The sequence below is a fragment of the Microbacterium sp. Beta genome, assembly GCF_005502545.1.
Taxonomy (GTDB): Bacteria; Actinomycetota; Actinomycetes; order Actinomycetales; family Microbacteriaceae; genus Microbacterium; species Microbacterium oxydans.
Genome location: NZ_SCOG01000001.1, coordinates 59,104 through 82,810, shown reverse-complemented (window position 1 = coordinate 82,810; position 23,707 = coordinate 59,104). Strand labels below are relative to the sequence as shown.

Annotated in this window: 24 protein-coding genes; 15 read left to right on the top strand and 9 right to left on the bottom strand. The window is 66.8% G+C overall.

Features of this window, described 5'->3' with window-relative positions:
* The first annotated feature begins 68 nt into the window (after window positions 1-68).
* From smc to FFS56_RS00445, 3 genes are read left to right on the top strand one after another with little or no spacing between them, the layout of a single operon-like run.
* Window positions 69-3,620 carry a chromosome segregation protein SMC gene (gene smc, locus FFS56_RS00455; protein WP_127012231.1) on the top strand — a complete coding sequence of 1,184 codons (3,552 nt, stop codon included), beginning with the start codon at window positions 69-71 and terminating at the stop codon, window positions 3,618-3,620.
* A gap of 56 nt (window positions 3,621-3,676) precedes the next feature.
* Window positions 3,677-4,549 (top strand): signal recognition particle-docking protein FtsY, encoded by an 873-nt coding sequence (gene ftsY / locus FFS56_RS00450; protein ID WP_045265192.1) that lies wholly within the window; start codon window positions 3,677-3,679, stop codon window positions 4,547-4,549.
* 44 nt (window positions 4,550-4,593) lie between these two features.
* Window positions 4,594-5,094, top strand: coding sequence for a DUF2004 domain-containing protein (locus FFS56_RS00445; RefSeq protein ID WP_046748457.1), 501 nt, complete (start codon window positions 4,594-4,596; stop codon window positions 5,092-5,094).
* A gap of 33 nt (window positions 5,095-5,127) precedes the next feature.
* Here FFS56_RS00445 and lipA read toward each other — a convergent pair whose 3' ends face one another.
* Together lipA and lipB are read right to left on the bottom strand one after the other, a co-directional pair.
* The gene (lipA, locus tag FFS56_RS00440) at window positions 5,128-6,117 is read right to left on the bottom strand and encodes a lipoyl synthase (RefSeq protein WP_046747083.1); all 990 of its coding nucleotides are present in this window, start codon (window positions 6,115-6,117) and stop codon (window positions 5,128-5,130) included.
* Complete coding sequence (lipB, locus tag FFS56_RS00435) at window positions 6,114-6,767, bottom strand: lipoyl(octanoyl) transferase LipB (protein WP_058630672.1); 654 nt, start codon at window positions 6,765-6,767, stop codon at window positions 6,114-6,116. Before lipB ends, lipA begins: the two co-directional genes overlap by 4 nt.
* Window positions 6,768-6,864: 97 nt before the next feature.
* On the opposite strand from lipB, the gene FFS56_RS00430 reads away from it, so the two are divergent.
* Window positions 6,865-7,449, top strand: coding sequence for a TetR/AcrR family transcriptional regulator (locus tag FFS56_RS00430; RefSeq protein ID WP_127012230.1), 585 nt, complete (start codon window positions 6,865-6,867; stop codon window positions 7,447-7,449).
* Window positions 7,450-7,501: 52 nt separating this feature from the next.
* Window positions 7,502-9,067, top strand: a complete 1,566-nt coding sequence (gene ffh, locus FFS56_RS00425) for a signal recognition particle protein (RefSeq protein WP_127012229.1) — start codon at window positions 7,502-7,504, stop codon at window positions 9,065-9,067.
* Window positions 9,068-9,073: 6 nt separating this feature from the next.
* Here ffh and FFS56_RS00420 read toward each other — a convergent pair whose 3' ends face one another.
* Window positions 9,074-9,988 carry an EamA family transporter gene (locus tag FFS56_RS00420; protein WP_127012228.1) on the bottom strand — a complete coding sequence of 305 codons (915 nt, stop codon included), beginning with the start codon at window positions 9,986-9,988 and terminating at the stop codon, window positions 9,074-9,076.
* Window positions 9,989-10,065: 77 nt separating this feature from the next.
* Between FFS56_RS00420 and FFS56_RS00415 the strand changes: the two genes are divergently transcribed.
* Window positions 10,066-10,989, top strand: coding sequence for a LysR family transcriptional regulator (locus FFS56_RS00415; protein WP_127012227.1), 924 nt, complete (start codon window positions 10,066-10,068; stop codon window positions 10,987-10,989).
* Window positions 10,990-11,019: 30 nt separating this feature from the next.
* Here the strand turns inward: FFS56_RS00415 and glpK are convergent, their stop codons facing one another.
* The 3 genes from glpK to FFS56_RS00400 all read right to left on the bottom strand — a co-directional run bounded on the left by glpK (window position 11,020) and on the right by FFS56_RS00400 (window position 15,115).
* Window positions 11,020-12,534: a glycerol kinase GlpK gene (glpK, locus tag FFS56_RS00410; RefSeq protein WP_058630604.1), complete on the bottom strand. Its 1,515-nt coding sequence runs from the start codon at window positions 12,532-12,534 to the stop codon at window positions 11,020-11,022.
* Window positions 12,535-12,560: 26 nt separating this feature from the next.
* Complete coding sequence (locus FFS56_RS00405; RefSeq protein WP_028501983.1) at window positions 12,561-13,313, bottom strand: MIP/aquaporin family protein; 753 nt, start codon at window positions 13,311-13,313, stop codon at window positions 12,561-12,563.
* A 92-nt stretch (window positions 13,314-13,405) separates the two neighbouring features.
* Window positions 13,406-15,115: a glycerol-3-phosphate dehydrogenase/oxidase gene (locus FFS56_RS00400; protein ID WP_061017655.1), complete on the bottom strand. Its 1,710-nt coding sequence runs from the start codon at window positions 15,113-15,115 to the stop codon at window positions 13,406-13,408.
* Between the two features lie 102 nt (window positions 15,116-15,217).
* Here FFS56_RS00400 and FFS56_RS00395 point away from each other — a divergent pair, with 102 nt between their 5' ends.
* Entirely contained in the window at window positions 15,218-16,189 is a 972-nt protein-coding gene (locus FFS56_RS00395; RefSeq protein ID WP_021200458.1) for a sugar-binding domain-containing protein, read from the top strand.
* A gap of 32 nt (window positions 16,190-16,221) precedes the next feature.
* Here FFS56_RS00395 and FFS56_RS00390 read toward each other — a convergent pair whose 3' ends face one another.
* Window positions 16,222-17,373, bottom strand: coding sequence for a glutamate--cysteine ligase (locus FFS56_RS00390; protein ID WP_127012226.1), 1,152 nt, complete (start codon window positions 17,371-17,373; stop codon window positions 16,222-16,224).
* A gap of 210 nt (window positions 17,374-17,583) precedes the next feature.
* On the opposite strand from FFS56_RS00390, the gene rpsP reads away from it, so the two are divergent.
* The 4 genes from rpsP to trmD are packed head-to-tail and all read left to right on the top strand — an operon-like array spanning window position 17,584 to window position 19,591.
* Window positions 17,584-18,018: a 30S ribosomal protein S16 gene (gene rpsP, locus FFS56_RS00385; protein ID WP_046747075.1), complete on the top strand. Its 435-nt coding sequence runs from the start codon at window positions 17,584-17,586 to the stop codon at window positions 18,016-18,018.
* A gap of 6 nt (window positions 18,019-18,024) precedes the next feature.
* Window positions 18,025-18,255 carry an RNA-binding protein gene (locus FFS56_RS00380; protein ID WP_017830729.1) on the top strand — a complete coding sequence of 77 codons (231 nt, stop codon included), beginning with the start codon at window positions 18,025-18,027 and terminating at the stop codon, window positions 18,253-18,255.
* Window positions 18,248-18,856, top strand: coding sequence for a ribosome maturation factor RimM (gene rimM, locus FFS56_RS00375; protein ID WP_061017658.1), 609 nt, complete (start codon window positions 18,248-18,250; stop codon window positions 18,854-18,856). The genes FFS56_RS00380 and rimM overlap by 8 nt, the downstream gene beginning before the upstream one ends.
* An 18-nt stretch (window positions 18,857-18,874) precedes the next feature.
* A complete protein-coding gene (gene trmD, locus FFS56_RS00370; RefSeq protein WP_058630607.1) occupies window positions 18,875-19,591 on the top strand; it encodes a tRNA (guanosine(37)-N1)-methyltransferase TrmD in 717 nt (238 codons plus the stop codon).
* A gap of 28 nt (window positions 19,592-19,619) precedes the next feature.
* On the opposite strand, the gene FFS56_RS00365 is transcribed toward trmD, so the two are convergent.
* The gene (locus tag FFS56_RS00365; RefSeq protein WP_046747072.1) at window positions 19,620-20,213 is read right to left on the bottom strand and encodes a histidine phosphatase family protein; all 594 of its coding nucleotides are present in this window, start codon (window positions 20,211-20,213) and stop codon (window positions 19,620-19,622) included.
* Between the two features lie 85 nt (window positions 20,214-20,298).
* On the bottom strand, window positions 20,299-21,081 hold the full coding sequence (map, locus tag FFS56_RS00360) for a type I methionyl aminopeptidase (RefSeq protein WP_046747071.1): 783 nt from the start codon (window positions 21,079-21,081) through the stop codon (window positions 20,299-20,301).
* A 109-nt stretch (window positions 21,082-21,190) separates the two neighbouring features.
* Between map and FFS56_RS00355 the strand changes: the two genes are divergently transcribed.
* From FFS56_RS00355 to FFS56_RS00340, 4 genes are all read left to right on the top strand, one after another.
* Window positions 21,191-21,679 carry a hypothetical protein gene (locus FFS56_RS00355; RefSeq protein ID WP_046747101.1) on the top strand — a complete coding sequence of 163 codons (489 nt, stop codon included), beginning with the start codon at window positions 21,191-21,193 and terminating at the stop codon, window positions 21,677-21,679.
* 168 nt (window positions 21,680-21,847) lie between these two features.
* Window positions 21,848-22,195, top strand: coding sequence for a 50S ribosomal protein L19 (gene rplS, locus FFS56_RS00350; protein WP_045265383.1), 348 nt, complete (start codon window positions 21,848-21,850; stop codon window positions 22,193-22,195).
* A gap of 117 nt (window positions 22,196-22,312) precedes the next feature.
* Entirely contained in the window at window positions 22,313-23,038 is a 726-nt protein-coding gene (gene lepB, locus FFS56_RS00345; RefSeq protein ID WP_046747070.1) for a signal peptidase I, read from the top strand.
* A complete protein-coding gene (locus tag FFS56_RS00340; RefSeq protein ID WP_046747069.1) occupies window positions 23,035-23,694 on the top strand; it encodes a ribonuclease HII in 660 nt (219 codons plus the stop codon). The genes lepB and FFS56_RS00340 overlap by 4 nt, the downstream gene beginning before the upstream one ends.
* Window positions 23,695-23,707: the final 13 nt, after the last annotated feature.

Below are 23,707 nucleotides of genomic sequence, written 5' to 3'. Positions count from 1 at the left end.
GATGAGGCTCCAGGCCCGGAATTCCGGTAGCGTAGCCGCGTGATTCTCCCCGGACGAGCGGTGCCCGTATGCATCTGAAGAGCCTGACGCTCAAAGGGTTCAAGTCGTTCGCGCAACCGACGAGCTTCGTCTTCGAGCCCGGGGTCACCTGCATCGTCGGGCCGAACGGTTCCGGAAAGTCGAACGTCGTCGACGCGCTCGCCTGGGTGATGGGCGAACAGGGTGCGAAGACTCTCCGCGGCGGGAAGATGGAAGACGTCATCTTCGCCGGCACGTCGACACGCGGTCCTCTCGGTCGGGCCGAGGTGCAGCTGACGATCGACAACTCCGATGGGGCGCTGCCGATCGAGTTCGCAGAGGTGACGATCAGTCGCACCCTGTTCCGCAACGGTTCGAGCGAGTACGCCATCAATGGCGAGGGCTGTCGTCTCCTCGACGTTCAAGAGCTTCTGAGCGACTCGGGACTCGGACGCGAGATGCACGTCATCGTCGGCCAGGGACGTCTCGACACCGTGCTGCAGGCGTCGCCCGAGGACCGCCGAGGATTCATCGAGGAAGCGGCGGGAATCCTCAAGCATCGACGTCGCAAGGAGAAGACGCTCCGCAAGCTCGATGCGATGGAGACGAATCTCACCCGATTGAGCGATCTCGCGGGCGAGATCCGGCGGCAGCTCAAGCCTCTGGGAAGACAGGCCGAGATCGCGCGCGAGGCGCAGACCATCGCCGCCGTGGTGCGTGATGCCAAGGCGCGCCTCTTCGCGGACGACGTGGTTTCTCTGCGTGCCGCTCTCGCTGACCACACTCGGACCGAGCACGAGCGCCACACCGAGCGTCTCGTTCTGTCCGACCAGGCGGAGACGGTTCGCGCGAGCATCGCGCGGCTCGAACAGGATCAGAATTCCGTCGCCGTGGACGAGGCGCGCAGCGTGGCGTTCGGTCTCGAGCAGGTGCAGGAGCGGATGCGCGGGCTCTACACGCTCGCGAATCAGCGCCTCGCGCTGCTCGGCACGGACGACGACGATGCCGCGGTCACCGCGATCACCGTGACACAGGCCACGATCGACGAGGCGAGAGAAGAGATCGACACGATCTCTGCGGGACTGGGTGACGCGCAGGACGCGGCAGCCGCCGCGAGCCGAGAGGTCGTGCACGCGCGCGCGGAACTCGACACCCTCGATGTCGACATCGCCGAGCAGAGCGCGCTCGTCTCCCAGTACGACATGCGACTGTCTGCCTTGCGGGGATCCGCCGAGGCTGCGGCGTCAGCTCTCGCCGCGGTCCGAGGGGCGGTTCTCCGCCAGGAGAACGCCCTCGAGGCCGCGAACGCTCGTCGGCGGGAAGCGGCTGAGGCACTGGAGTCCATCGACGACGCCGAGGCACCGGAGGGTACGGCCGTCGAGCATGCGGCGGCATACGAGAGCGCGCAGCGGGCCGCCACGGCGGCGGAGACCGAGCGCGAGTCGCTCCGGGAGCGTCTGCACTCGGCTGAGCGTGAAGTCGACTCCTTGACCGCCAAGACATCCGCGCTGAGCAGCGCTCTGGCGCTCTCCGGCGGTGCGGCGGAGATCGTCAGCGCCGGAGGACGTGGCGTCCGCGGCCTGGTCGGCGATGCCGTGCAGGTACGTGCCGGCTATGAGGCGGCGGTGTCCGCGGTCCTCGGGCCGCTTGCGGAGGGCGTGCTCATCGACACGGCGTCTGACGCCTTCGCGATGGCCGTCGAATCGGCGCAACAGCGCAGGGGAGTGGTGGACTTCGTCATCGCCGACTCGCCGCGACCGCACGCGGCGTTGCCGTCCCTGGCAGGCGTCGTGCCCGCCGTCGACGTCGTTACCGCCCCCGAGGGAGTGCTGGGCATCCTGTCGCATGTGCTGATAGCGGATGACCTCGACTCGGCCAGAGCGGCGCGGTCTGCACTCGATGCGAAGGGGGACACCGGGACCACCATCGTCACCCTCGGCGGAGACGTGATCACGGCTCAGACCCTTCGCACCGGCTCGGGCGGTGAGCGCTCGCGTCTCGAGCTCGCGGCTGAACGCGATGCCGCAGCCGAACGCTTGGCGGAGATCCGGATCGTGGCGGACTCGCTCCGTGAAGCGCGTCGGGATGCCGACGAGGCGGTCGAGACCACGAGACGGCAGGCCAAGGAGGCTCTTCGAGCGCTCCGCGAACACGACGCTGCCCTCGCCACGCACGCGGAGCAGGTCAACCGGATCACCGTGCGACACGAATCCGCCGTCGCGGAGTGCGAGAGGCTGGAGACCGGGCTCGCGCAGGCGCAGTCCACCGTCTCCGAGGCGGAGGAGAAGGCGGAGGCGGCGAAAGCGGCATTGGACGAAGCGATCGCAGCGCCGCGGCCGGTTCTGGATGCATCCGCACGGGACGGGCTCCTCGAAGCTCTCGAGCTGGCACGTGAGGGCGAGGTGCGGGCTCGACTCGAGATCGAGACCCTGCGCGAGCGCGTCCGCGCCGCGCAGTCCCGGGTCGCGAGCCTGGAACGGCAGCGCGAGCAGGAACGTGACGCTGCGGCTGAGGCGGCCCGACGCGCGGTCATCCGCCGCGCGCAGCGGGAGTCGGCCTCAGGCGTTGCGGACGAGTTGCCGCGCATCCTCGATTCGCTCGATCGTTCCGTAACCGAGGCACGCCTCGCGCTCAAAGAGGCCGAGGCCGCTCGGTCGGCCCAGAACCAGGAACTCGTCGGTCTCAGGGCTCAGGAGGCATCGCTGCGCGAACGTCTGACCGGGCTCACGGAGAGCGTGCACGGGCTCGAGCTGCAGATACACGAGAAGAAGCTGCACCTGAACAGCCTGCTGGAGCGGGTCTCCTCTGAACTGGCCCTGGAGGAAGATATTCTCATCGCGGAATATGGTCCTGACCAGCTCGTCCCGCGCGATCCCACCACGACGACAGCGGCGGACCGAGACGCCGGAGACGGCGCCGCGGCGATTCCTTTCGATCGCCGCATCCAGCAGCGCCGTCTCGCAGAGGCGGAGCGCAAGCTGGCGCAGCTCGGACGCGTCAACCCGCTGGCCCTCGAGGAGTTCGCCGCGCTGGAGCAGCGCCACGCCTTCCTCACCGAGCAGCTGGCCGACCTCACTCAGACGCGACAGGACCTGCTGACGATCATCGCCGACCTCGACGAGCGGATGCAGACCATCTTCGCGAGCGCCTTCGAGGACACGAAGGAGGCCTTCGGCCAGGTGTTCCCGCTGCTGTTCCCGGGGGGAACGGGCAGCATCTCGCTCACAGATCCCGACAACATGCTGACCACCGGCATCGAGGTGTCGGTCCGTCCTGTGGGAAAGAAGATCGAGCGCCTGTCGCTGCTGTCGGGTGGCGAGAGGTCGCTCGCGGCTGTGGCTCTGCTGGTCGCGATCTTCAAGGCTCGGCCGAGCCCGTTCTACATCCTCGACGAGGTGGAGGCAGCTCTGGACGACGCGAACCTCGGTCGTCTGCTGACCGTGTTCGAGCAGCTGCGGGAGAGTTCGCAACTCCTCGTCATCACGCATCAGAAGCGCACGATGGAGATCGCCGATGCGCTGTACGGCGTCTCGATGAGGCAGGACGGCGTCTCGGCGGTCGTAGGACAGCGGGTCGGCGACCGAGCTGCGGCCGCGGTCTGACCGAGACCATCGGCGCGCACGCCTTCCATCCGCTGAGCACCCCGTAGGCTGGTGGGATGGCGGAGAAGTCCTGGTCTCTTGGTCGTGCACTGCGCGGCATGTTCGTCAAGCCCACCATCGATGAGACGACCTGGGAGGATCTCGAGACAGCGCTCATCACGGCTGATTTCGGCCCTGACATCAGCGAGCGCGTCGTCGACGAGCTGCGCCAGAAGGTAGACCGTTACCGGACGACCGACCCCAAAGACCTCCAGCGCATGTTGCGGGAGACGCTCGAAGAGCACTTCGCGAAGTTCGACACGACGCTGAAGCTCACCGAGCGTCCCGCTGTGGTCCTCGTCGTCGGCGTCAACGGCGTCGGCAAGACCACAACCATCGGGAAGTTCACCAAGTTCCTCCGGGGATACCAGCGCAGTGTGGTGGTCGGTGCCGCCGACACGTTCCGCGCAGCAGCGGTCGATCAGCTCGCGACCTGGGCGCAGCGCGGTGGGGCGGCGATCGTCCGTCCGCAGCAGGAGGGTCAGGACCCTGCCTCAGTGGCATTTCAGACGGTCGAGTATGCGAAGCGCGAAGGCATCGAGATCGCGATCATCGACACGGCGGGCCGCCTGCACACGAAGGGCGGCCTCATGGACGAGCTCTCGAAGGTCCGGCGCGTGATCGAGAAGCAGGCGCCCATCAGCGAGGTGCTGCTCGTGCTCGACGCCACCACCGGACAGAACGGCGTGATGCAGGCGGAGGCATTCCTCGAACACGCCGGCGTCACCGGACTCGTCCTCACCAAGCTGGACGGGTCGGCCAAGGGGGGCTTCGTGCTGGCCGTGCAGGAGCGCACGGGCATCCCGGTCAAGCTGCTCGGACAGGGCGAGGGGATCGATGACCTCACCGGTTTCACCCCTCATGTCTTCGTCCAGTCGCTGGTCGGTTGACGACGGGACTACCGCAGTGAGCACGAGGCTGGTTTCATAGCGTTATGGCGATCGAACACGACTACTTCGGACTCCTGTCCTCGGGCCCGGACGGATCGATCTTCTGGTCGGAGACCGTGGAGCTCGGTGATCAGAGTGTGACCGTGGACCTGACCGCTCCGGACCAGGACGACGTCTCGTCCGATGCGCTCGATATCGCCGCCTCGCTCATCGCGGGCCTGGAGAGCGTCGACGACACGGCGCGTCGAGGCATGCTCGCAGAGGTGGACGACCGCACCAGCGAGGTCACCGAGTACATCCTTCAGCAGCAGGAGGCGTACGGCGATGACCTGCCCGACGTGCTCGTCGACGTGTCGGGAGACGCCGCCGTCGACATCATCCGCTCGCTCCGGCTCATGAGCATGACGATCCTCGCCGACGAGCATGGGGGCTCGGAACCGTTCGCGGTGCTCGAGTACGCGCTCGACGACAGCTCGTCAGATGACGTCCTGCTCGTCAACCTCGGCTCGGACGGCAGCGTGCAGTCGGTGATGAGCGCGGACTAGCCGCACGAGCGGCTACCCCGGGCAGCGACGAGGTCAGACGGCCTGGGCGAATCCGAGATCGGCGCTCGCTGCGATGTGGGAGAGGTGCGCGGGGATCTCGCGGCCCTTGGACGTCATCGACTGCGCCCACAGGCGCCCCGCCCGGTAGGAGGAGCGCACGAGCGGACCGGCGAGGACGCCGAGGAAACCGATGCGCTCGGCTTCCTCCTTGAACTCCACGAACTCCGCGGGCTTCACCCAACGAGAGACCGGGTGGTGCCGCGGTGTCGGGCGGAGATACTGCGTGATCGTGATGATGTCGCAGCCGGCATCGTGCAGATCGTTGAGCGCCTGCACGACCTCCTCCGGCTCCTCGCCCATGCCCAGGATGAGGTTGGACTTCGTGATGAGCCCGGCGTCGCGGGCTTGAGTGAGCACGTTCAGCGAGCGCTCGTAGCGGAAAGCGGGTCGGATGCGCTTGAAGATGCGGGGAACGGTCTCCACGTTGTGCGCGAACACCTCTGGTCGGGCGTCGAAGATCTGGTTGAGGAAAGCCGGATCGGCGTTGTGCTCGTTCGCGAGCAGCTCCACCCCGGTGTTCGGGTTGAGCTCGTGGATCTTCCTGACGGTCTCCGCGTTGAGCCAGGCACCCGTGTCGGGCAGGTCGTCACGGGCCACGCTGGTCACGGTCGCGTATCGGAGGTTCATCCGCTGCACACTCTCGGCGACGCGGCGGGGCTCGTCGGTGTCGTAGTCAGCCGGCTTGCCGGTGTCGATCTGGCAGAAGTCGCAGCGACGCGTGCATTGCGACCCGCCGATGAGGAACGTCGCTTCGCGATCCTCCCAGCACTCGTAGATGTTCGGACAGCCGGCCTCCTGGCACACGGTGTGCAGGTCTTCGCTCTTCACGAGCGAGTGCAACGCCGTGTACTCCGGACCCATCTTCGCCTTGGTCTTGATCCACTCGGGCTTGCGCTCGATCGGTGTCTCGGCGTTGCGGATCTCCAGGCGGAGGAGCTTCCGGCCCTCGGGTGCGGCGGTCATGCGTGGGCTCCTGACAGTTCGGGGGTCGAGTATTCGGCGAGAAACGCACGGGTCACGGCATCGACGAGGTCACGGGGCGAGACGGAGGATCCCGTGACCTCGCTCACGGTCGTGACACCCGCGTCGGTGATGCCGCACGGGATGATGCCGCGGAAACCGGCCAGGGAGTTGTCGCAGTTGATGGCGAAGCCGTGCATCGTGACTCCTTGCTGCACCCGTACCCCGATCGCGGCTACCTTGTCCTCGGAGAGCGGGCGGCGCACCCAGACGCCGCTGCGGCCCTCCACCTGATAGCCGTCGACTCCGAGCGGGCGCAGCACCTCGATGAGCAGACGCTCCAGTCGACGTACGTGGGCGACCACGTCGATGGGCTCGCCGAGGCGGACGATCGGATAGCCGACCAGCTGTCCTGGGCCGTGCCAGGTGATCTTGCCGCCGCGATCGACGTCGATCACCGGCGTGCCGTCCTGCGGACGCTCATGCGGTTCCGTGCGCTTGCCCGCCGTGTACACGGCTTCGTGCTCGAGCAGGATGAGGGTGTCCTGCCGAGTGCCTGCGACCACGTCGGCATGGACTCGGCGCTGAAGCTCCCACCCGTCGAGGTACGGCACCGGCGTAGGAACGAACCCGGGCGTGAGGATTTCGAGCATCACAGAACCGCCTTCGGTGTAAATGGACTGAGAGCAACAATACTCCTTCGGGTCGAGGACGGCGTTCTCGATCCGCGCCGCGCGGTAGCGTGAGTGCATGAGTTCGACGGGGAAAGCCGGGCGCCCGAAGGCATCGTCACGGGAGACGCTCGCCGAGGCTGCGTGCGAGCTCTTCTTGGAACGCGGTTACGCTGCCACTTCGGTGGCGGAGATCACGCAGCGCGCCGGGGTGAGCCGTTCGAGTTTCTTCAACTACTTCGCTTCGAAGAGCGACGTGCTGTGGTCAGGAATCGACGAACGGGTCGGTGAGGCTGTCGAGTCTCTCCGGGGCCTGGGCCGGGTCGCGACGGGGGAGTCGGTGCGGGAGATCCTGCTGCGGGTCGTCCACGACTTCGCACCGGATCCGCTTGCTCTCGCCCTTCGCAACGCGGGGGCGATGGGGTTGGAGGACGAGCTCGTGCGCGACACCGGCCTGCGAATGGCACGCTTGTCCGCTGCCGTGTCGCTCGCGGCGTCCTCGGCGGGCGTGGACGTGATCCGGGCCGACATCCTCGGGGCGGCGCACGCGGCTGCGGTGCTCTCGTCGCTGCGCGTGTGGGCAGAGCAGGGCGCGGGGCGCGGAACGCCGGAGACCGTGTTGCGGGAAGCGCTGGCGATGATTCACGACCTGCCCTGGTCCTGAGCCCGCACGGCGCTGAGCGGCGCCGCTTCACTCGCGTAGAATCGTAGGCACCATGGCTACCTTTGGCACGCTCTCCGATCGGCTCACCGACACCTTCCGCAATCTGCGCACGAAGGGAAAGCTCACCGCCGCCGATGTCGACGGCACCGTGCGCGAGATCCGTCGCGCTCTGCTCGACGCCGACGTCGCGCTCGTGGTGGTCAAGGACTTCACGGCGAAGGTGCGCGAGCGTGCCCTCGGCGACGAGGTCAACAAGGCGCTGAACCCGGCGCAGCAGGTGGTGCAGATCGTCAACGAGGAGCTCGTGCAGATCCTCGGCGGCGAACAGCGCCGCCTGCAGTTCGCGAAGACGGCACCGACCGTGATCATGCTCGCGGGACTCCAGGGCTCGGGTAAGACGACCTTCGCCGGCAAGCTGGCCAAGCAGCTCGAGGGCGAGGGGCACACGCCTCTGCTCGTGGCCGCAGACCTCCAGCGTCCGAATGCCGTCAACCAGCTGCAGGTGGTAGCGGAGCAGGCGGGCGCGACCGTGTTCGCTCCGGGGCCCGGCAACGGCGTCGGCGACCCGGTGAAGGTGTCGCGCGACGGTGTCGAGTATGCCCGTCGTCAGCAGCACGACGTCGTCATCATCGACACCGCCGGACGCCTCGGCGTCGATGCCGAGCTCATGAAGCAGGCTGCGGACATCCGCAAGGCCGTGAGCCCCGACGAAGTGCTGTTCGTCATCGACGCGATGATCGGTCAGGATGCGGTGAACACCGCCAAGGCCTTCCAGGAGGGTGTCGATTTCACCGGCGTCGTCCTGTCGAAGCTCGATGGTGACGCCCGTGGTGGCGCTGCGCTCTCGGTGGCCTCCGTGACCGGACGCCCGATCATCTTCGCCTCGACCGGTGAGCGTCTCGAGGACCTCGAACCGTTCCACCCCGACCGCATGGCGAGCCGCATCCTCGACCTCGGCGACATCCTGACCCTCATCGAGCAGGCCCAGCAGGCCTTCGATGAGGAAGAGGCCATGAAGATGGCCGAGAAGCTCGCAACCGAGGCCTTCACCCTCGAGGACTTCCTCGAGCAGCTTCAGCAGATGAAGAAGATGGGCTCCATGAAGAAGATGCTCGGGATGCTCCCGGGCATGGGGCAGATGAAGCAGCAGCTCGACGACTTCGACGAGCGCGAGATCGACCGCACCGAGGCGATCATCCGCTCGATGACTCCGGGCGAGCGACGCAACCCGAAGGTTCTCAACGGCTCGCGTCGGCTGCGTATCGCCCGCGGTTCCGGCATGACCGTCACGGATGTGAACCAGCTCGTGCAGCGCTTCGAGCAGGCCGCGAAGATGATGAAGACCGTCGCTCGTGGGGGTACCCCCAACATCCCCGGCATGGGACCCGTGCCTGGTATGGGACGACCCGGCGCGTCGTCCAAGCGAGGGAAGAAGAGCAAGTCCTCGTCCGGCAAGTCCCGCTCGGGAAACCCTGCGAAGCGTGCAGCGGAGAACGCGGGCATCGCGTCCTCCACGACCACGCCCACCGGATCGGGATTCGGGATCGGCGGCGGTGCTGCCCAGGCTCCGAGCGAGGCCGACCTCGCCGAGATCCAGAAGCTCTTCGGCAAGAACTGAGTGCACTCAGCGCGGCGCCGAGAGCGCTTCGCCGAGTGCCTCCTCGGCACGTCGGTCTGAGCTCGGCTTCGGACGTGTGACGACCTGCCCCAGGGCGAGCGCGCCGAGCGTGAGCACGAATCCGATCGCCTGAGGCGCGGTGAAACGCTCGCCGGCGACCACCAACCCCAGAAGTGTCGCGACGATGGGGGACAGGAGTGCAAGGAGCCCCGGCGCGACGACCGGCAGCTCCTGGACGCCTCGGAACCAGAGCGTGTACGCGATGATTCCCCCGGCGGTGGCGAGCCACAGGTAGCCGAGAGCGGCATTGCCGTCGATCTCCCGAGGCACGCCCTCGACCATCAGAGTGACCGGTAGCAGCAGCATGCCGCCCGCGCTGAGCTGCCAGCCCGCGTAGGACACGGGCCCCACCCCGACGGGGCGACCCCAGCGTTTGGTGAGGATCATGCCCACACCCGTCGCTGTGACACCGCCGAGCGCAGCGAGAACGCCCCAGAGATCGAGTTCGGCGGCCGGGCCGAGCACGACCAGAGCGACGCCTCCCGCGCCCACGAGAGCCGCTGCGGCCGTGATCGGCCGGATGCGCTCGTGCAGGACGAGCGCTCCGAGGGCCAGGACGATGAGTGGCTGCGCTCCGGCGACGGCGGCGGCGACGCCGCCGGGAAGCCGCTCCGCGGCCAGGAACAGCAGAGGGAAGAAGGCGCCGATGTTGAGCGCGCCGAGGGCGAAGGACTTCCACCACCACGACCCTGACGGAAACCGCCGACTGATGGCGACTGCGAGAAGACCCGCAGGGAGTGAGCGGAGCAGACCCGCGAACAGTGGGTGCCCGGCCGGAAGCAGTTCGGTGGTCACGAGGTAGGTGGTGCCCCAGGCGACGGGAGCAAGAGCAGTGGTCAGCACGAGCGTCATGCGGTTCATGCCTTCAGCCTGCGACCATGGAACCGATGAGTCCAACGCATAATTGCACCATCACGCATGAAGAGAGATCATGAATCGTGGAACTCCAACAACTGCGGTACGTCGTGGAAGTCGCCGACACCCTGAGCTTCACCCGCGCCGCCGAGCGATGCTTCGTGACGCAGTCCGCGCTGAGCCATCAGGTCGCCTCACTCGAACGCGAACTCGGCCGGCGCTTGTTCGTTCGCTCCAGTCGCCAGGTGCGCCTGAGCGAGGCGGGCGAGGCATTCCTCGGTCATGCGCGCGCTGCCCTCCGAGCTGCTGAAAGAGCCAGAGAGGATGCGGCCGCGGTAGACGGTGTCGTCGAGGGGACGCTTCGGGTCGGTGTCATCCCTACGGTGACCGCCGTCGACGTGCCGGCCGTGCTCGTCGCCTACCGTGCGGCGTACCCGGACGTGCGGGTGGAACTGCAGGTCGGGAACAGTGATGTCCTGATGCGCAGGCTCCGGCACGATGAGCTCGATGTCGCCCTGCTGGGCCTGCGCGAAGGCGTTGAACCTCTGGGAGTGGCGTCCCGTGTTCTCTCTCGTGAGCGGCTCGTCGCCGTCTTCCCTCGAGGGCACGAGCTCGCGCACAGGAGCGACATCGCACTGGAGGACCTCGCGGGGATGACGTTCGCGGACTTCCCCGTCGCGACTTCGGGACGAGCCCAGAGTGACGCGGCATTCCACGCGGCCGATCTCACGCGCGATGTGGCTTTCGAAGCCGACTCCGCGACCCTCATCCTCGGCTTGGTGGAGGCGGGATTGGCGGTGACCTTGCTGGCGCCGGGAACCGTCCAGCGCTCCGCGTTCGACGTGTCCATCTCGACAGTGCGCGGTGGCCCGGTGCGGGTCGAGTATCTCGCCTGGGATACGGCGGCACCGAGGAACGTCGCTCGCGCGTTCCTCGGTGTCGTGGAAGCCGTCACGTCGAGCTGGGAGAGTTCGGACAGCGCATGGAGAAGCGGGTCCGGAGCATGAGCTCCGAACCCGCTTCGCCTTGGTGTCAGATCACTTCACGTCGTCGTCGACCCAGTCCATCGACTTCGTGACGGCCTTGCGCCACAGCCGCAGCTGACGGTCGCGCTCTGCTTCGTCCATCGACGGCTCCCAGCGCTTGTCTTCCTGCCAGTTGGCGGAGAGGTCGTCGAGCCCGTTCCAGAACCCGACTGCGAGGCCTGCCGCATAAGCGGCACCGAGGGCCGTGGTCTCCGCGACGACCGGACGCACCACCGGCACGCCGAGGACATCCGCCTGGAACTGCATGAGCGCGTCATTCGCGACCATGCCGCCGTCGACCTTGAGCTCGGTGAGGTCCACACCGGCGTCCGCATTCACGGCGTCGAGCACGTCGCGCGTCTGGAAGGCGACGGCCTCGAGCGCTGCGCGAGCGATGTGGTTCTTGTTCGCGTAACGGGTGAGCCCGACGATCGCGCCTCGGGCGTCAGGACGCCAGTACGGTGCGAACAGACCGGAGAAGGCGGGCACGATGTACACGCCGCCGTTGTCCTCGACCTTGTCGGCCAGCTCTTCCACCTCAGGGGCAGAGGAGATGATGCCGAGCTGGTCGCGCAGCCACTGGATCAGGGATCCGGTGACGGCGATGGAGCCCTCCAGCGCATAGTGCGTCGGCTGGTCGCCGAGCTTGTAGCCGACGGTCGTGAGCAGCCCGTTCTTCGAGTGGACGATCTCCTCGCCCGTGTTGAAGATGAGGAAGCAGCCCGTGCCGTAGGTGTTCTTGCTCTCGCCCTTCTGGAAGGCGGCCTGCCCGAACGTCGCGGCCTGCTGGTCGCCCAGGATGCCGGCGATCGGGGTCTCGCGAAGCAGCGAAGAGTCCTCCGCCGCACCGTAGACCTCGGAAGAGGAGCGGATCTCGGGCATCATCGAGCGCGGCACGCCGAACGCCTCGAGGATGTCGTCGCGCCACTCGAGCGTCTCGAGATCCATGAACATCGTGCGCGACGCGTTCGTCACGTCCGTGACGTGCACACCGCCGTCGACGCCGCCGGTCAGGTTCCAGAGGACCCAGCTGTCGGTCGTTCCGAAGATCAGGTCGCCGGCCTCCGCCTTCTCGCGAGCGCCGTCGACATTCTCGAGGATCCAGGCGATCTTGGTTCCCGAGAAGTAGGTCGCCAGGGGGAGTCCGACGACGGGCTTGAACCGCTCCACGCCGCCGTCTGCCGCGAGACGATCGACGATCGCCTGCGTGCGGGTGTCCTGCCACACGATCGCGTTGTAGGCGGGCTTGCCGGTGGTCTTGTCCCAGACCACCGCGGTCTCGCGCTGGTTGGTGATGCCGACGGCCGCGATGTCGTGGCGCGTCAGGTCGGCGCGGCTCAGGGCGAGTCCGATGACCTCCTGGACGTTGCGCCAGATCTCCGAGGCGTCGTGCTCGACCCAGCCGGCCTTCGGCAGGATCTGCTCGTGCTCCTTCTGGCCCGTCGCGATGATGCTGCCCTTCTTGTCGAAGATGATCGCGCGGCTCGAAGTCGTTCCCTGGTCGATGGCGAGGATGTAGTCAGCCATGTTGTTCTCCTTTGAATTCAGGTCGTTCAGGCGAGGTGCAGCAGGACGGGCGCTGCGGCGGCGGCGATCGCGCCACCGATCAGCGGACCGACCACCGGGACCCAGGAGTAGGACCAGTCGCTGGAACCCTTGCCCTTGATCGGGAGGATCGCGTGCGCGATACGCGGACCGAGGTCGCGGGCAGGGTTGATCGCGTAACCGGTCGGGCCACCGAGCGAGGCACCGATAGCGACGACGAGCAGAGCGACGGGGAGGGCCGTGAGCGGTCCGAGGCCTCCGGGGGTTCCCACCTCGATGTCGCCGTAGTCCGCGAACGCGAGGATCACGAAGACCAGAACGAAGGTGCCGATGATCTCGGTGACCAGGTTCCATCCGTAGGAGCGGATCGCGGGGCCGGTGGAGAAGACGCCCAGCTTGTTGGCGGCCTCCGGCTCCTCGTCGAAGTGCTGCTTGTAGGCGAGCCACACGACGATCGCACCGATGATCGCACCGACGAGCTCCGCCGCGGTGGCGACGAGGAACATCGGGAAGTCGATCGTGCCGGAGATCAGCAGTCCGATGCCGACGGCCGGGTTGAGGATGGCACCGGAGTACGCGGAGACGAGCACACCGGCGAAGACCGCCAGACCCCATCCCCAGTTGACCATCAGGAAGCCGCCGCCGAAGCCCTTGTTCTTCGCGAGCGCGACGTTGGCGACGACACCACATCCGAGCAGGACCAGCATCGCTGTTCCTACCAGTTCGGAGAGGAAGTAGAGACCGAGATTCACATCAGCCATGTCTTCTTTGACCTTTCTTGTGTGTCGGGGCCCCTCTGCCCCGACACTTTATGGGAGTTGCACCGCGAGGAGGGCGGCAGTCCGAGACCCCGTCAGCCGCGGGCGCGGGACGGGATATCGAGTCCGTGACGTTCGTTCAACAGTTCGCGGGTCTGCTCGACCTCGGCATCGTGGCGCGCTCGGTCCCAGCCGAGCATCGGCGCGAGGGCATCGGCGATCTCGTCAAGAACCTCGGCGGTCGCCCCGCCGGTGAACGCGATGCTGGTGCGACGCAGGATGACATCCTCCAGGCGGGTCACCAGCTCGTTCTGCACCATCCACTCGAGTTCACGCGTGGAGAGGTCACCGCCGGCGAGTGGCGCGTCCGCACCCTGCTCGACGAACTCCCAGACCTGTGCCGCGCGGGTACCGTATCGGGCCAGCAGCTGATCGGCACGTGCGCCGGCGCCGGGAAGGTTCTCCTGGAACCAGATGCGCTTGGCCTTCTCGGTGCGGGGGAACTCGCGTCCACCGCCGATCGCGCGCCCTGCCGTCGAGACCGTCCTGGTGCGATCGATCAGGCCGAGCACCGTGTCGGAGAGGGACTCGCCGAGTGCGCGGAACGTGGTCCACTTGCCGCCGACGAGGCTCACAAGCGGCACGGCGCCCTTCTGGTCGACCTCGACGCGGTAGTCGCGGGAGACGAACCCGGGGGCCGTGTCCTCGTGACGAGGCAGGGGACGGATTCCCGAGAACTTGTAGACGATCTGCTCGCGCGACACCGGAATGGTGGGGAACACGTGGTGGATGAGATCGAAGAAGTAGTCGACCTCCTCCTCGGTGCACACGGCCACTTCGCGTGGATCGGCATCGATGTCAGTGGTGCCGACGAGAACGCGTCCCTTGAGGGGGTAGATGAGGACGATGCGACCGTCGGAGTGCTCGAAGAAGATCTCGCGTCCGCGGGTCGCCTCGAGCAGTTCGGGGTGGTCGAGCACGATGTGCGAGCCCTTGGTTCCTCCCATGAACCTCGTCTCGGTGCCGAGGGCATCATTCGTGAGGTCGGTCCAGGGACCCGATGCGTTCACGACGACATCGGCCTGCACGGAGAACTCCGTGCCGCTCTCACGGTCGCGGAGCACGACCTTGTCGCCGTCACGAGAGACGGCTTCGACGTAGTTCAGCGCGTGCGCGCTCGGGTGGGCGGATCGTCCGTCCTGGAGCACGTCCAGAGCCAGGCGCTCGGGGTCGTGCATCGAGGCGTCGTAGTAGGTCGCGGTGTACTTGATCTTGGGGTCGAGAGAAGGCAGCTCGGCGAGCGACTTCTTGCGGCCGAGGAAACGGTGTCGCGGAACGGTGCCACCATCGCGCGAGAAGGTGTCGTAGATCGTCAGCCCGATCTTGATGAGGAAGGCTCCGCGCTCCTGCGGCTTGCCGCTCTTGTGCGTGAGGAAGCGCAACGGCGCGGAGAGGATGCCCGAGAAGGTCGAGTAGATCGGGATGGTCGTCTCGAGTGGCTTCACGTAGTGAGGGGCGATCTTCAGAAGACCGTTGCGCTCCTCCACGGATTCGCGGACGAGTCGGAACTCGCCGTTCTCGAGGTAGCGGATGCCGCCGTGGATCATGTGGCTCGACGCGGAGGAGGCGCCGGAGGCGAAGTCCCCTCGTTCGACGAGCACGACGTCGACTCCCTGCAGCGCCAGGTCGCGGAACGTGGAGATTCCGTTGATCCCGCCGCCGATGACGAGGACGCTCGTGCGCCCGGATTCGCGGACAGCGCGAATCTCCGCGCGCTCCGCCGACGAGTGTGTCGAATCGATCATCGTCGACCCTCTCTTCCTTGCTTGCCACCAGCATCGACCTGTGTGACATCCCGCGCAAGCCCACTGCACATATGTGCAAGGATCGAAGCTGAGGAGGACGTCATGGCCGGTGCAAGCGCGGAATCTCGCGACAGCAAGCTGATCGCGGCGCTCACAGCGGCGCAGCTCTACTACATGCAGGACAAGACCATGGAGGTCATCGCGAAGGAACTCGGCACGTCGAGATCATCGGTCTCACGTCTGCTGAGCTTCGCGCGGGAGAGCGGACTGGTCGACATCAGGATCAACTCGCCGCTCGAGCGTCTCGGGATGCTCGAACACCGGATCCGGGATCGGCATCGAGTGGCCGCGCACGTCGTGCCGATGCCGGAGATCCTCAGCGAGGTCGAGCGCCTTGAGCGTGTGGCTCTGACGGCAGGGCGTCTGCTGTCGCAATTCGTCGATTCGAACATGGTCATCGGCGTCGCGTGGGGGTCGACGATCAGCGCTGTGAGTCGTGGACTCACCCAGAAGGAGACCCACAACACGACCTTCGTGCAGCTCAACGGCGCAGGCAACACCCAGACCACGGGCGTCGAGTACTCCAGCGACATCCTGCAGCGATTCGGCAGTGCGTTCGGCGCGCAGGTCCAGCAGTTCCCGGTGCCCGCGTTCTTCGACGATCCTGCGACGCGCGAGGCGATGTGGCGTGAACGCAGCACGCGACGTGTGCTCGATCTGCAGGCGAAGATGGATGTCGCCGTGTTCAGCCTCGGTTCGCCCGCTGCCGAGGTGCCGAGCCGTGTCTATGTGGGCGGGTACCTCGGACGTGATGACTATCGCAGCCTCCGCGAGGACCATGCGATCGGCGATGTCGCCACCGTCTTCTTCCGCTCCGACGGGTCGTGGCGGGACATCCGGGTGAACGCGCGCGCCACGGGCCCCGGCCTGGATCGACTCCGTCGGGTTCCACGCCGCGTGTGCGTCGTATCCGGCATCCCGAAGCTGGTGAGCCTCCGCGCCGCCCTGGCGGCCGGACTCATCACCGATGTGGTCCTGGACGAGGGACTCGCGAGGCGCCTCGTCGAGGACTGAACAGCGGCGTCCGCCGTCAGGCGTGCCGGGAGCTACGGTTCTTCGGTCGACGACTCGGGTCCGGAACGGAACTCCCTGATCAGATGATGCACGACCGCTGCGAGGTCGCCGTCCGCGGCGTCGGCGACGGCGAGCTGACGCGCGTAGCTGGCACCGCCGTCGAGGATCGTGGCGATGCCGCCGAACTCCCGGCCGCATCCGAGTTCGACAGCGGTCGGTGCCAGTGATTCGAGAGCTTCGGACAGATGCTCGCGAACGGGGCGCTGTGTGCCTGTCGCATCCACGATCACACGGGCGTCGAGCCCGTAGCGTGCCGCCCTCCACTTGTTCTCGCGGTGGAACCAGGCGGGAAGCTCGGGGAGGGTCCTCCCTTCGTCGAGCTGACGTGAGAAGTCCTCGACCAGGACCTGCACGAGCGCGGCGACCGAGGCGAGCTCGGGCAACGTCGACAGCCCGTCGCAGGCGCGCACCTCGATGGTCCCCCAGCGCGGAGCGGGACGGATGTCCCAACGCACCTCCGTGGCATCGGCCATCACCCCGGTGCGCACCATGTCGTCGAGATACGATTCGTATTGCGCCCAGTCGTGCAGGGGCCAGGGGAGCCCGGCGGTGGGAAGCTGCTGGAACACGAGCGCGCGGTTCGATGCGTAGCCGGTCCGCTCTCCCGCCCAGTAGGGACTCGACGCGGCGAGCGACTGCAGATGAGGGAGGTAGCCCGCGAGGGCGTTGATGATGGGGAAGACCTTGCGCTGATCCTCGACGCCGATGTGCACGTGGATGCCCCAGATCATCATGTTGCGCCCCCACCACTGGGTGCGCTCGACCAGCGTGTGGTAGCGCGACTTGTCGGTCACCTGCTGGTCGTACCACTGTGCGAACGGGTGACTTCCCGCCGACAGCAACTCGATGCCAGCGGGATCCGTCGCCGCGCGGACCGCCGCGATGGCGTTCCCGATGTCGTCGACCGCGTGCGCGACGGAGTCGCCGATGCCGCTCGTCACCTCGATCGTGTTGGTGAGCAGCTCGCCCGTGACGGTGTGTCGCTCGTCCGCACTCTCGGCTTCGAGCGCGGCGAGCAGTTCGGGTGCGCGCCCGACGAGGTCACCGCTCACCGGATCGGCGAGCATGATCTCCCATTCGAGACCGACGGTGGACCGGGCCGAAGAGGCGAACTCGAGTTTCACCCGCACAGTCTGGCACGCAGCAGGCGCGACACGGCAACGGGGGTTTCGCCACGTTTCGCGCCCGGCCCTCGGATCTGGCAGAATAGAGGGTCGGACGACCTGCTCGACCCTCTATCCAGCAGGAGTCCACACTCATTAGAGCTTCCGCCGGGTGTGCACCCCACTCTCCAGGCGACCGGTTCGTTTCCTTCCACACAATTCAGGAGAATCGTGGCTGTCAAGATTCGTCTCAAGCGCCTGGGCAAGATCCGCGCGCCGTACTACCGCATCGTCGTCGCCGACTCGAAGACCAAGCGCGATGGTCGCGTGATTGAGGAGATCGGCAAGTACCACCCCACCGAGGAGCCCTCGTTCATCGAGGTCGACTCCGAGCGTGCGCAGTACTGGCTCTCCGTCGGCGCACAGCCGACCGAGCAGGTCGCTGCCATCCTCAAGATCACGGGTGACTGGGGCAAGTTCAAGGGCGACAAGGACGCGAAGTCCACGCTCAAGGTCGCCGAGCCGAAGGCCCCCTTCGAGATCGACGCGTCCAAGAAGTCCGTCGTCAAGCCCAAGGCCGAGAAGAAGGCGGAGGCTCCTGCTGAGGAGGCTCCCGCCGCGGCCGACGCGGAGGCCGCTGAGGCTCCCGCAGCAGACGCAGAGTAATCCGCCGTGCTCGCCGCCGCGCTCGAACACATCGTCAAGGGGATCGTCGATCACCCGGAAGATGTCCGCATCAACGAATCCACATCGCCGCGAGGCGACCTCCTCGAGGTGCGTGTGCACCCCGATGACCGTGGACGCGTGATCGGGCGCGGCGGCCGCACCGCGAAGGCCCTTCGCACCCTCGTCAGCGCACTCGCTGACGGGCGGCGGGTCCGCGTCGATGTCGCGGATGACTGACGTGGTGGCGAAGGACCGCAACCAGGGCAAGAACCAGCTGCGAGTCGGGCGTCTCGTCAAGGCGCATGGGCTCAAGGGCGGACTCAAGCTCGAGCTGTACACTGACAACCCCGAGGGGCGCTTCGTCCCCGGAGCCGGCTTCACGTTGCAGGTGCCCGAGGCATCTCCGTGGCACGGCAAGGAGATCACGGTGCGCGAGTACCGGGTGATGAACGGCAACCCCGTCGTGTTCTTCCAGGATGTCGAGGACCGCGACGCGGCTGACAGCCTCGTCCGTGCCATCCTCTGGATCGATCAGGATGTCGACGAGGCCGAAGACGATGCGTGGTTCGATCACCAGCTCGTCGGCCTCGAGGTGGTCCGCGATGACACCGTGATCGGTCGGGTCGTTCGGGTGGAGCATTTCCCCGCACAGGACCTCCTCATCGTCAAGGCAGGCGAGGACGAGGTGATGGTGCCCTTCGTCTCCGCCATCGTCCCCACCGTCGATGTGCAGGCCGGTCGCGTGATCGTCACCCCGCCGCCCGGCCTCTTCGAGGAGCTCCCGGAGTCCACTGACGCCGAGCCGCAGGCAGGCGCGGACGCCGACGCGTCCGAGTGATCGCTGATACGGGTCCCCGTGCGCATCGACGTCCTCTCGATCTTTCCGTCCTACTTCGACGGTCTGACCCTCTCGCTGCTCGGAAAGGCTCAGGCGACCGGGATCATCGATCTCCGCATCCGAGACCTTCGCGACTGGACATCGGACCGTCATCGCACCGTTGACGACACCCCCTACGGCGGCGGAGCGGGCATGGTGATGAAGCCGGAGCCCTGGGGACTCGCCCTCGATGACATCAGCGAAGCAGCTGCCGCCACGGTCGCTGAACGTCCCACCATCATCTTCCCGTCGCCCGCCGGAGAGGTGTTCACCCAGAAGACCGCGCGTGATCTGGCGACTCGCGAGCATCTCATCTTCGGCTGCGGCCGCTACGAGGGCATCGACGAGCGCGTGTTCGAGTACGCCGCCGAGCGGGGCGATGTCCGGCTGATCAGTCTCGGCGACTACGTCCTCAACGGGGGAGAGGTCGCCACGATGGCGATGATCGAGGCCATCGGCCGGCTGATCCCTGGTGTCGTCGGCAATCCCGAGAGCCTCGTCGAGGAATCCCACGAGGACGGTCTGCTCGAGTATCCGTCGTACACCAAGCCCGCATCGTGGCGGGGACGATCGGTGCCCGACGTGTTGCTGAGCGGAAACCATGCGGCGATCGCCGCGTGGCGCCACGAGCAGCAGATCGAGCGAACACGGTCGCGCCGTCCCGATCTCCTCGACGACACGTCGCCGTCTTCCTGACCGAGGCCTCGAACCGGGAACGTGTCTCTCAGAGCATGCGCTCGGAGGCGCCGTCGATCTCGAACACGACCCCGTGTGGGTGCCTCAGCCCGAGTGCGGTCGAGGCATCCAACCCCCGCAGTTCCGCACGCAACATGCGCCCGATCATCTCGTGACTGATGAGAAGGGGGATGCCTTGTGACACCCATCCGCAGCTGCTGAGCGCCTTGCGTGCGCGCGCTCTGGCCTGCGCGTAGCTCTCCCCGCCGGGAAACGCCCACCCGTAGCGGTTGGCCGCCCGCTCTTCCCTTGCGGTCGGATACTCCGCGTCGATCTCCTCCCATGTCAGGCCGCTGAGCTCGCCATGGTCGAGCTCAGCGAGCTCGGGCACCTCGACCACGTCGGCACCGAGGCGCTCTGCGACGATCGTCGACGTGTGTACCGCCCTGCCGAGCGGACTGGAGCACACCGTGCGCACGTCGACGTCCGTCAACCGATCCGCGATCGCATGCGCTTGTTCGACTCCCTCGGGAGTGAGGGGCGAATCGAGCCGCCCCTGCAGGCGATGCTCTCTGTTCCACTGGGTCTGCCCGTGACGCGCGAGGAGCACTCGCTTCGGCACATGACGATCCTGCGGAATCATGGACTCAGGATGGCACACCGGAGCGCCGACCGCGCCTGAGTGCTACGTCTGCACGACCCGATACGACGATCAGTACCGTGGCAGGTCAGTCGACGCCGAGGAACGACCGGTCGGTCAGGATGATCGGGCCCTGCTCGGTGATCGCGATCGTGTGCTCGGAGTGCGCGCCGCGGGACCCGTCTGCGCTGCGCAGCGTCCACCCGTCGGGGTCTGTGACGAGCTCGTCGGTCGTGGCGAGAAGCCAGGGCTCCAGGGCGAGGACGAGGCCGGCGCGCAGGGGGAAGCCACGACCGGGGCGGCCGTCGTTGGGGACGTGGGGATCGCCGTGCATCGTCCGGCCGACGCCGTGGCCGCCGAAGTCGGTGTTGATCGAGTAACCCTCACCGTGTGCGATCGTGGCGACCGCTGCGGAGATGTCGCCGATGCGGTTCCCGACGGAGGCGGCGTCGATCGCCGCGGTCAGGGCGCGCTCGGTCGTGTCGATGAGTCGGAGATCTTCGTCGCTGGCTGTTCCGACGACGAACGAGACGGCGGAATCGGCGACCCAGCCGTCGACTGCGACAGCGAAGTCGAGGGTGACGAGGTCGCCATCGCGGAGCACGTAGTCATGGGGGAGGCCGTGCAGCACGGCGTCGTTGACGGAGGTGCAGATGACCTTCCCGAACGGACTCGCTCCGAACGAGGGGTGATAGTCGATGTAGCACGACTCGGCGCCGGCGCGACGGATCATGTCGTGTGCGCGACGATCGATCGAGAGCAGGTTGGTTCCGACCTTGGTCTCGTCACGCAACGTCGCCAGGGTTTCGGCGACGAACCGCCCTGCGGCGCGCATCTCTTCGATCTCGGCGGGGGTGCGCAGTTCGATCATCGGTTGTCCTCTCGTCCCTCCCATTCTCCCTGATCGTGAGGCCGAGGAAGGCCGAGCGCTCTCAGCGAACACAGGAGCGCGCGTCGGATCGTCGTCGTACGATCTCAGCATGTGGTTGCGACAGGCCTACTTCCGATGGCTTCTCCCGGCGGCCTTCCTGCTGCCCCTGTGGCTGCTGATCGGGTGGGGTGTCTTCCAGGGCGGCTGGTCGATCCTGTGGGTGCTGCTCGTCGCCATGCCCTCCGTGTTCCTCGGGCAGCTTCTCCTCACCCTTCTGACGCGGTCCCGTCCGTCCGTCCGCATCGAGCGAGCGGTCTCGTGGTGGGACGTCGCCGGGTTCACGATCTGGAACGGCCTCACGATCGCGGTCGGGTTCTTCATCGACGGCGCATTCCCGTGGTTGCTCACGGGGGCTATCGTCGCGGGGATCGCGCTGATCTGGCTGCAGTTGTGGCAGTTGTGGAACGAAGCGAGGGGAAGTGGGGCGCGGTTGCGCGAGACCATCTCCTGGTCCACGATGCCCACCGTCGATGAGCCGACCGTGCCGACGCGTGCGCACGAGGTCATCGTGGTGCGGGAGACGGACATCCGGGACTGACACCGCGTTTTGGCCCGTCACCGCATTCGTGGCAGAATGAATGTTTGTGCTGTGACCGGCTCTGCCACAGGGGAGCCCGCGGACGCGTCAGCTCCGTACAGCTCAACCCTTTTCTTGTTCCTTTGAATACATGCATGCGACCTGTGGCGGGTGCAGAGAGAGACGATCATGCAGATCCTCGACGCCGTCGACGCGGCTTCCCTCCGTTCGGACATCCCGGACTTCTTCCCCGGTGACACCGTCAAGGTGCACGTCAACATCACCGAGGGCAACCGCTCTCGTATCCAGGTCTTCCAGGGCGTCGTCATCGGTCGCCAGGGTGACAGCGTGCGCGAGACGTTCACCGTGCGCAAGATCAGCTTCCAGGTCGGCGTCGAGCGTACCTTCCCGGTGCACTCCCCGGTGATCGACCACATCGAGGTCGTCACCCGTGGTGACGTGCGTCGCGCGAAGCTCTACTACCTCCGCCAGCTGCGTGGCAAGAAGGCGAAGATCAAGGAGAAGCGCGACCGCTGAGTCGACGCATCTCCGAAGCACCCCGGGACACGATGTCCCGGGGTGCTTTGTTCTCCGTCCGGTGTGCGACCCTAGATATCGTCGCCGCGCGCCGGCGCATGATCGTGAAGGAACCAGATGACTGAATCCCCATCCGCGCCCCCGTCCAGACGACGCCGCGGGTTCCTGGTCTTCCTTCGAGACGTGCTGGTGATCGTGGTGATCGCCGCGTTGGTCTCCTTCGTCGTGAAGACCTTCGTGGTCCGTTCGTTCTACATCCCCTCCGCGTCGATGGAGCGCACCCTCCTGGTCAATGACCGCATCCTCGTCGACGAGCTCACTCCGCGCTGGACCGACTACGCGCGCGGAGACGTCGTCGTCTTCAAGGACCCGGGAGGCTGGCTGGACGGACAGCCGCAGACGCCCGCACAGCCGCCTCTGGTCGAGGCCGTCGACTGGGTACTGAACTTCGTGGGCATCTCCGCCACCGACTCCCAGGATCATCTCGTCAAACGGGTGATCGGTCTTCCTGGCGACCACGTGGTCTGCTGCAATGCGCTCGGACAGATCACGATCAACGGTGCGCCCATCGACGAGCTCAGCTACCTGAATCTCCCTCAGGGCGACACTGCCGCGTCGAACGAGCCGTTCGATGTCGTGGTCCCGGAGGATTCCGTGTGGCTGCTGGGCGACAACAGGGACCGCTCGCGCGACGCCCGCGCGCACCAGGACCTGCCCAGCGGAGGCTTCGTCCCGATGGAGAACATCGTGGGCAAGGCGTTCCTCACGACCTGGCCGTTGAACCGGCTGGGACCGATCGACGGCCACCACGAGATCTTCAACGGCGTTCCGGATCCGGAATGACCGTCATCGCGCCGAAGCTCACCCTGGAACGTCGGCTCCTCGGTGAATGCGAACTGATCATCTCCCTGGACGAGGTCGGTCGTGGTGCGCTCGCGGGGCCGGTCGCGGTGGGTGCTGCCGTGATGGATGCGACCGGTGCCCGCCGTCGTGTGCCCGAAGGATTGCGTGATTCGAAGCTCGTGACGGAGAAGCGCAGGCCGGAGGTGGCCGCCCGTGCCGCCGCGTGGGTGCAGGCGTCAGCGGTCGGTTGGGCGAGTGCGGCGGAGGTCGACGAGGTCGGCATCATGAGGGCGCTCGGACTCGCCGCGTCCCGCGCGGTCTCGGCCGTCGCTGCGCAGGGGGCCGTGCTCGACGGAGCCCTTATCCTGCTCGACGGGAACCACGACTACGTGTCGAAGGTGCACCCGACTCCGCTGAATGTGCGTCCAGTGGTCAAGGCGGACCGTGATTGTGCTTCGGTATCGGCGGCCTCCGTCATCGCGAAGGTCGCGCGGGACGGCTACATGGCGGAGCTTCATGAGACGCATCCCGCGTATCAGTGGAACCGCAACAAGGGCTATGCCAGCATTGAGCACCGCGATGCGATCCGGACGATCGGGCTGTCGCCGCACCACAGGGCGTCGTGGGCCATAGCTGACGCTCCCACGCTGTTCTGACAGAGGCACCGAG

Coding starts and splice junctions, on each gene's coding strand:
- smc (WP_127012231.1), top strand. CDS start 69: ATGCATCTGAAGAGCCTGACGCTCAAAGGGTTCAAGTCGTTCGCGCAA.
- ftsY (WP_045265192.1), top strand. CDS start 3,677: ATGGCGGAGAAGTCCTGGTCTCTTGGTCGTGCACTGCGCGGCATGTTC.
- FFS56_RS00445 (WP_046748457.1), top strand. CDS start 4,594: ATGGCGATCGAACACGACTACTTCGGACTCCTGTCCTCGGGCCCGGAC.
- lipA (WP_046747083.1), bottom strand. CDS start 6,117: ATGACCGCCGCACCCGAGGGCCGGAAGCTCCTCCGCCTGGAGATCCGC.
- lipB (WP_058630672.1), bottom strand. CDS start 6,767: ATGCTCGAAATCCTCACGCCCGGGTTCGTTCCTACGCCGGTGCCGTAC.
- FFS56_RS00430 (WP_127012230.1), top strand. CDS start 6,865: ATGAGTTCGACGGGGAAAGCCGGGCGCCCGAAGGCATCGTCACGGGAG.
- ffh (WP_127012229.1), top strand. CDS start 7,502: ATGGCTACCTTTGGCACGCTCTCCGATCGGCTCACCGACACCTTCCGC.
- FFS56_RS00420 (WP_127012228.1), bottom strand. CDS start 9,988: ATGAACCGCATGACGCTCGTGCTGACCACTGCTCTTGCTCCCGTCGCC.
- glpK (WP_058630604.1), bottom strand. CDS start 12,534: ATGGCTGACTACATCCTCGCCATCGACCAGGGAACGACTTCGAGCCGC.
- FFS56_RS00405 (WP_028501983.1), bottom strand. CDS start 13,313: ATGGCTGATGTGAATCTCGGTCTCTACTTCCTCTCCGAACTGGTAGGA.
- FFS56_RS00400 (WP_061017655.1), bottom strand. CDS start 15,115: ATGATCGATTCGACACACTCGTCGGCGGAGCGCGCGGAGATTCGCGCT.
- FFS56_RS00395 (WP_021200458.1), top strand. CDS start 15,218: ATGGCCGGTGCAAGCGCGGAATCTCGCGACAGCAAGCTGATCGCGGCG.
- rimM (WP_061017658.1), top strand. CDS start 18,248: ATGACTGACGTGGTGGCGAAGGACCGCAACCAGGGCAAGAACCAGCTG.
- FFS56_RS00365 (WP_046747072.1), bottom strand. CDS start 20,213: ATGATTCCGCAGGATCGTCATGTGCCGAAGCGAGTGCTCCTCGCGCGT.
- map (WP_046747071.1), bottom strand. CDS start 21,081: ATGATCGAACTGCGCACCCCCGCCGAGATCGAAGAGATGCGCGCCGCA.
- FFS56_RS00355 (WP_046747101.1), top strand. CDS start 21,191: ATGTGGTTGCGACAGGCCTACTTCCGATGGCTTCTCCCGGCGGCCTTC.
- rplS (WP_045265383.1), top strand. CDS start 21,848: ATGCAGATCCTCGACGCCGTCGACGCGGCTTCCCTCCGTTCGGACATC.
- lepB (WP_046747070.1), top strand. CDS start 22,313: ATGACTGAATCCCCATCCGCGCCCCCGTCCAGACGACGCCGCGGGTTC.
- FFS56_RS00340 (WP_046747069.1), top strand. CDS start 23,035: ATGACCGTCATCGCGCCGAAGCTCACCCTGGAACGTCGGCTCCTCGGT.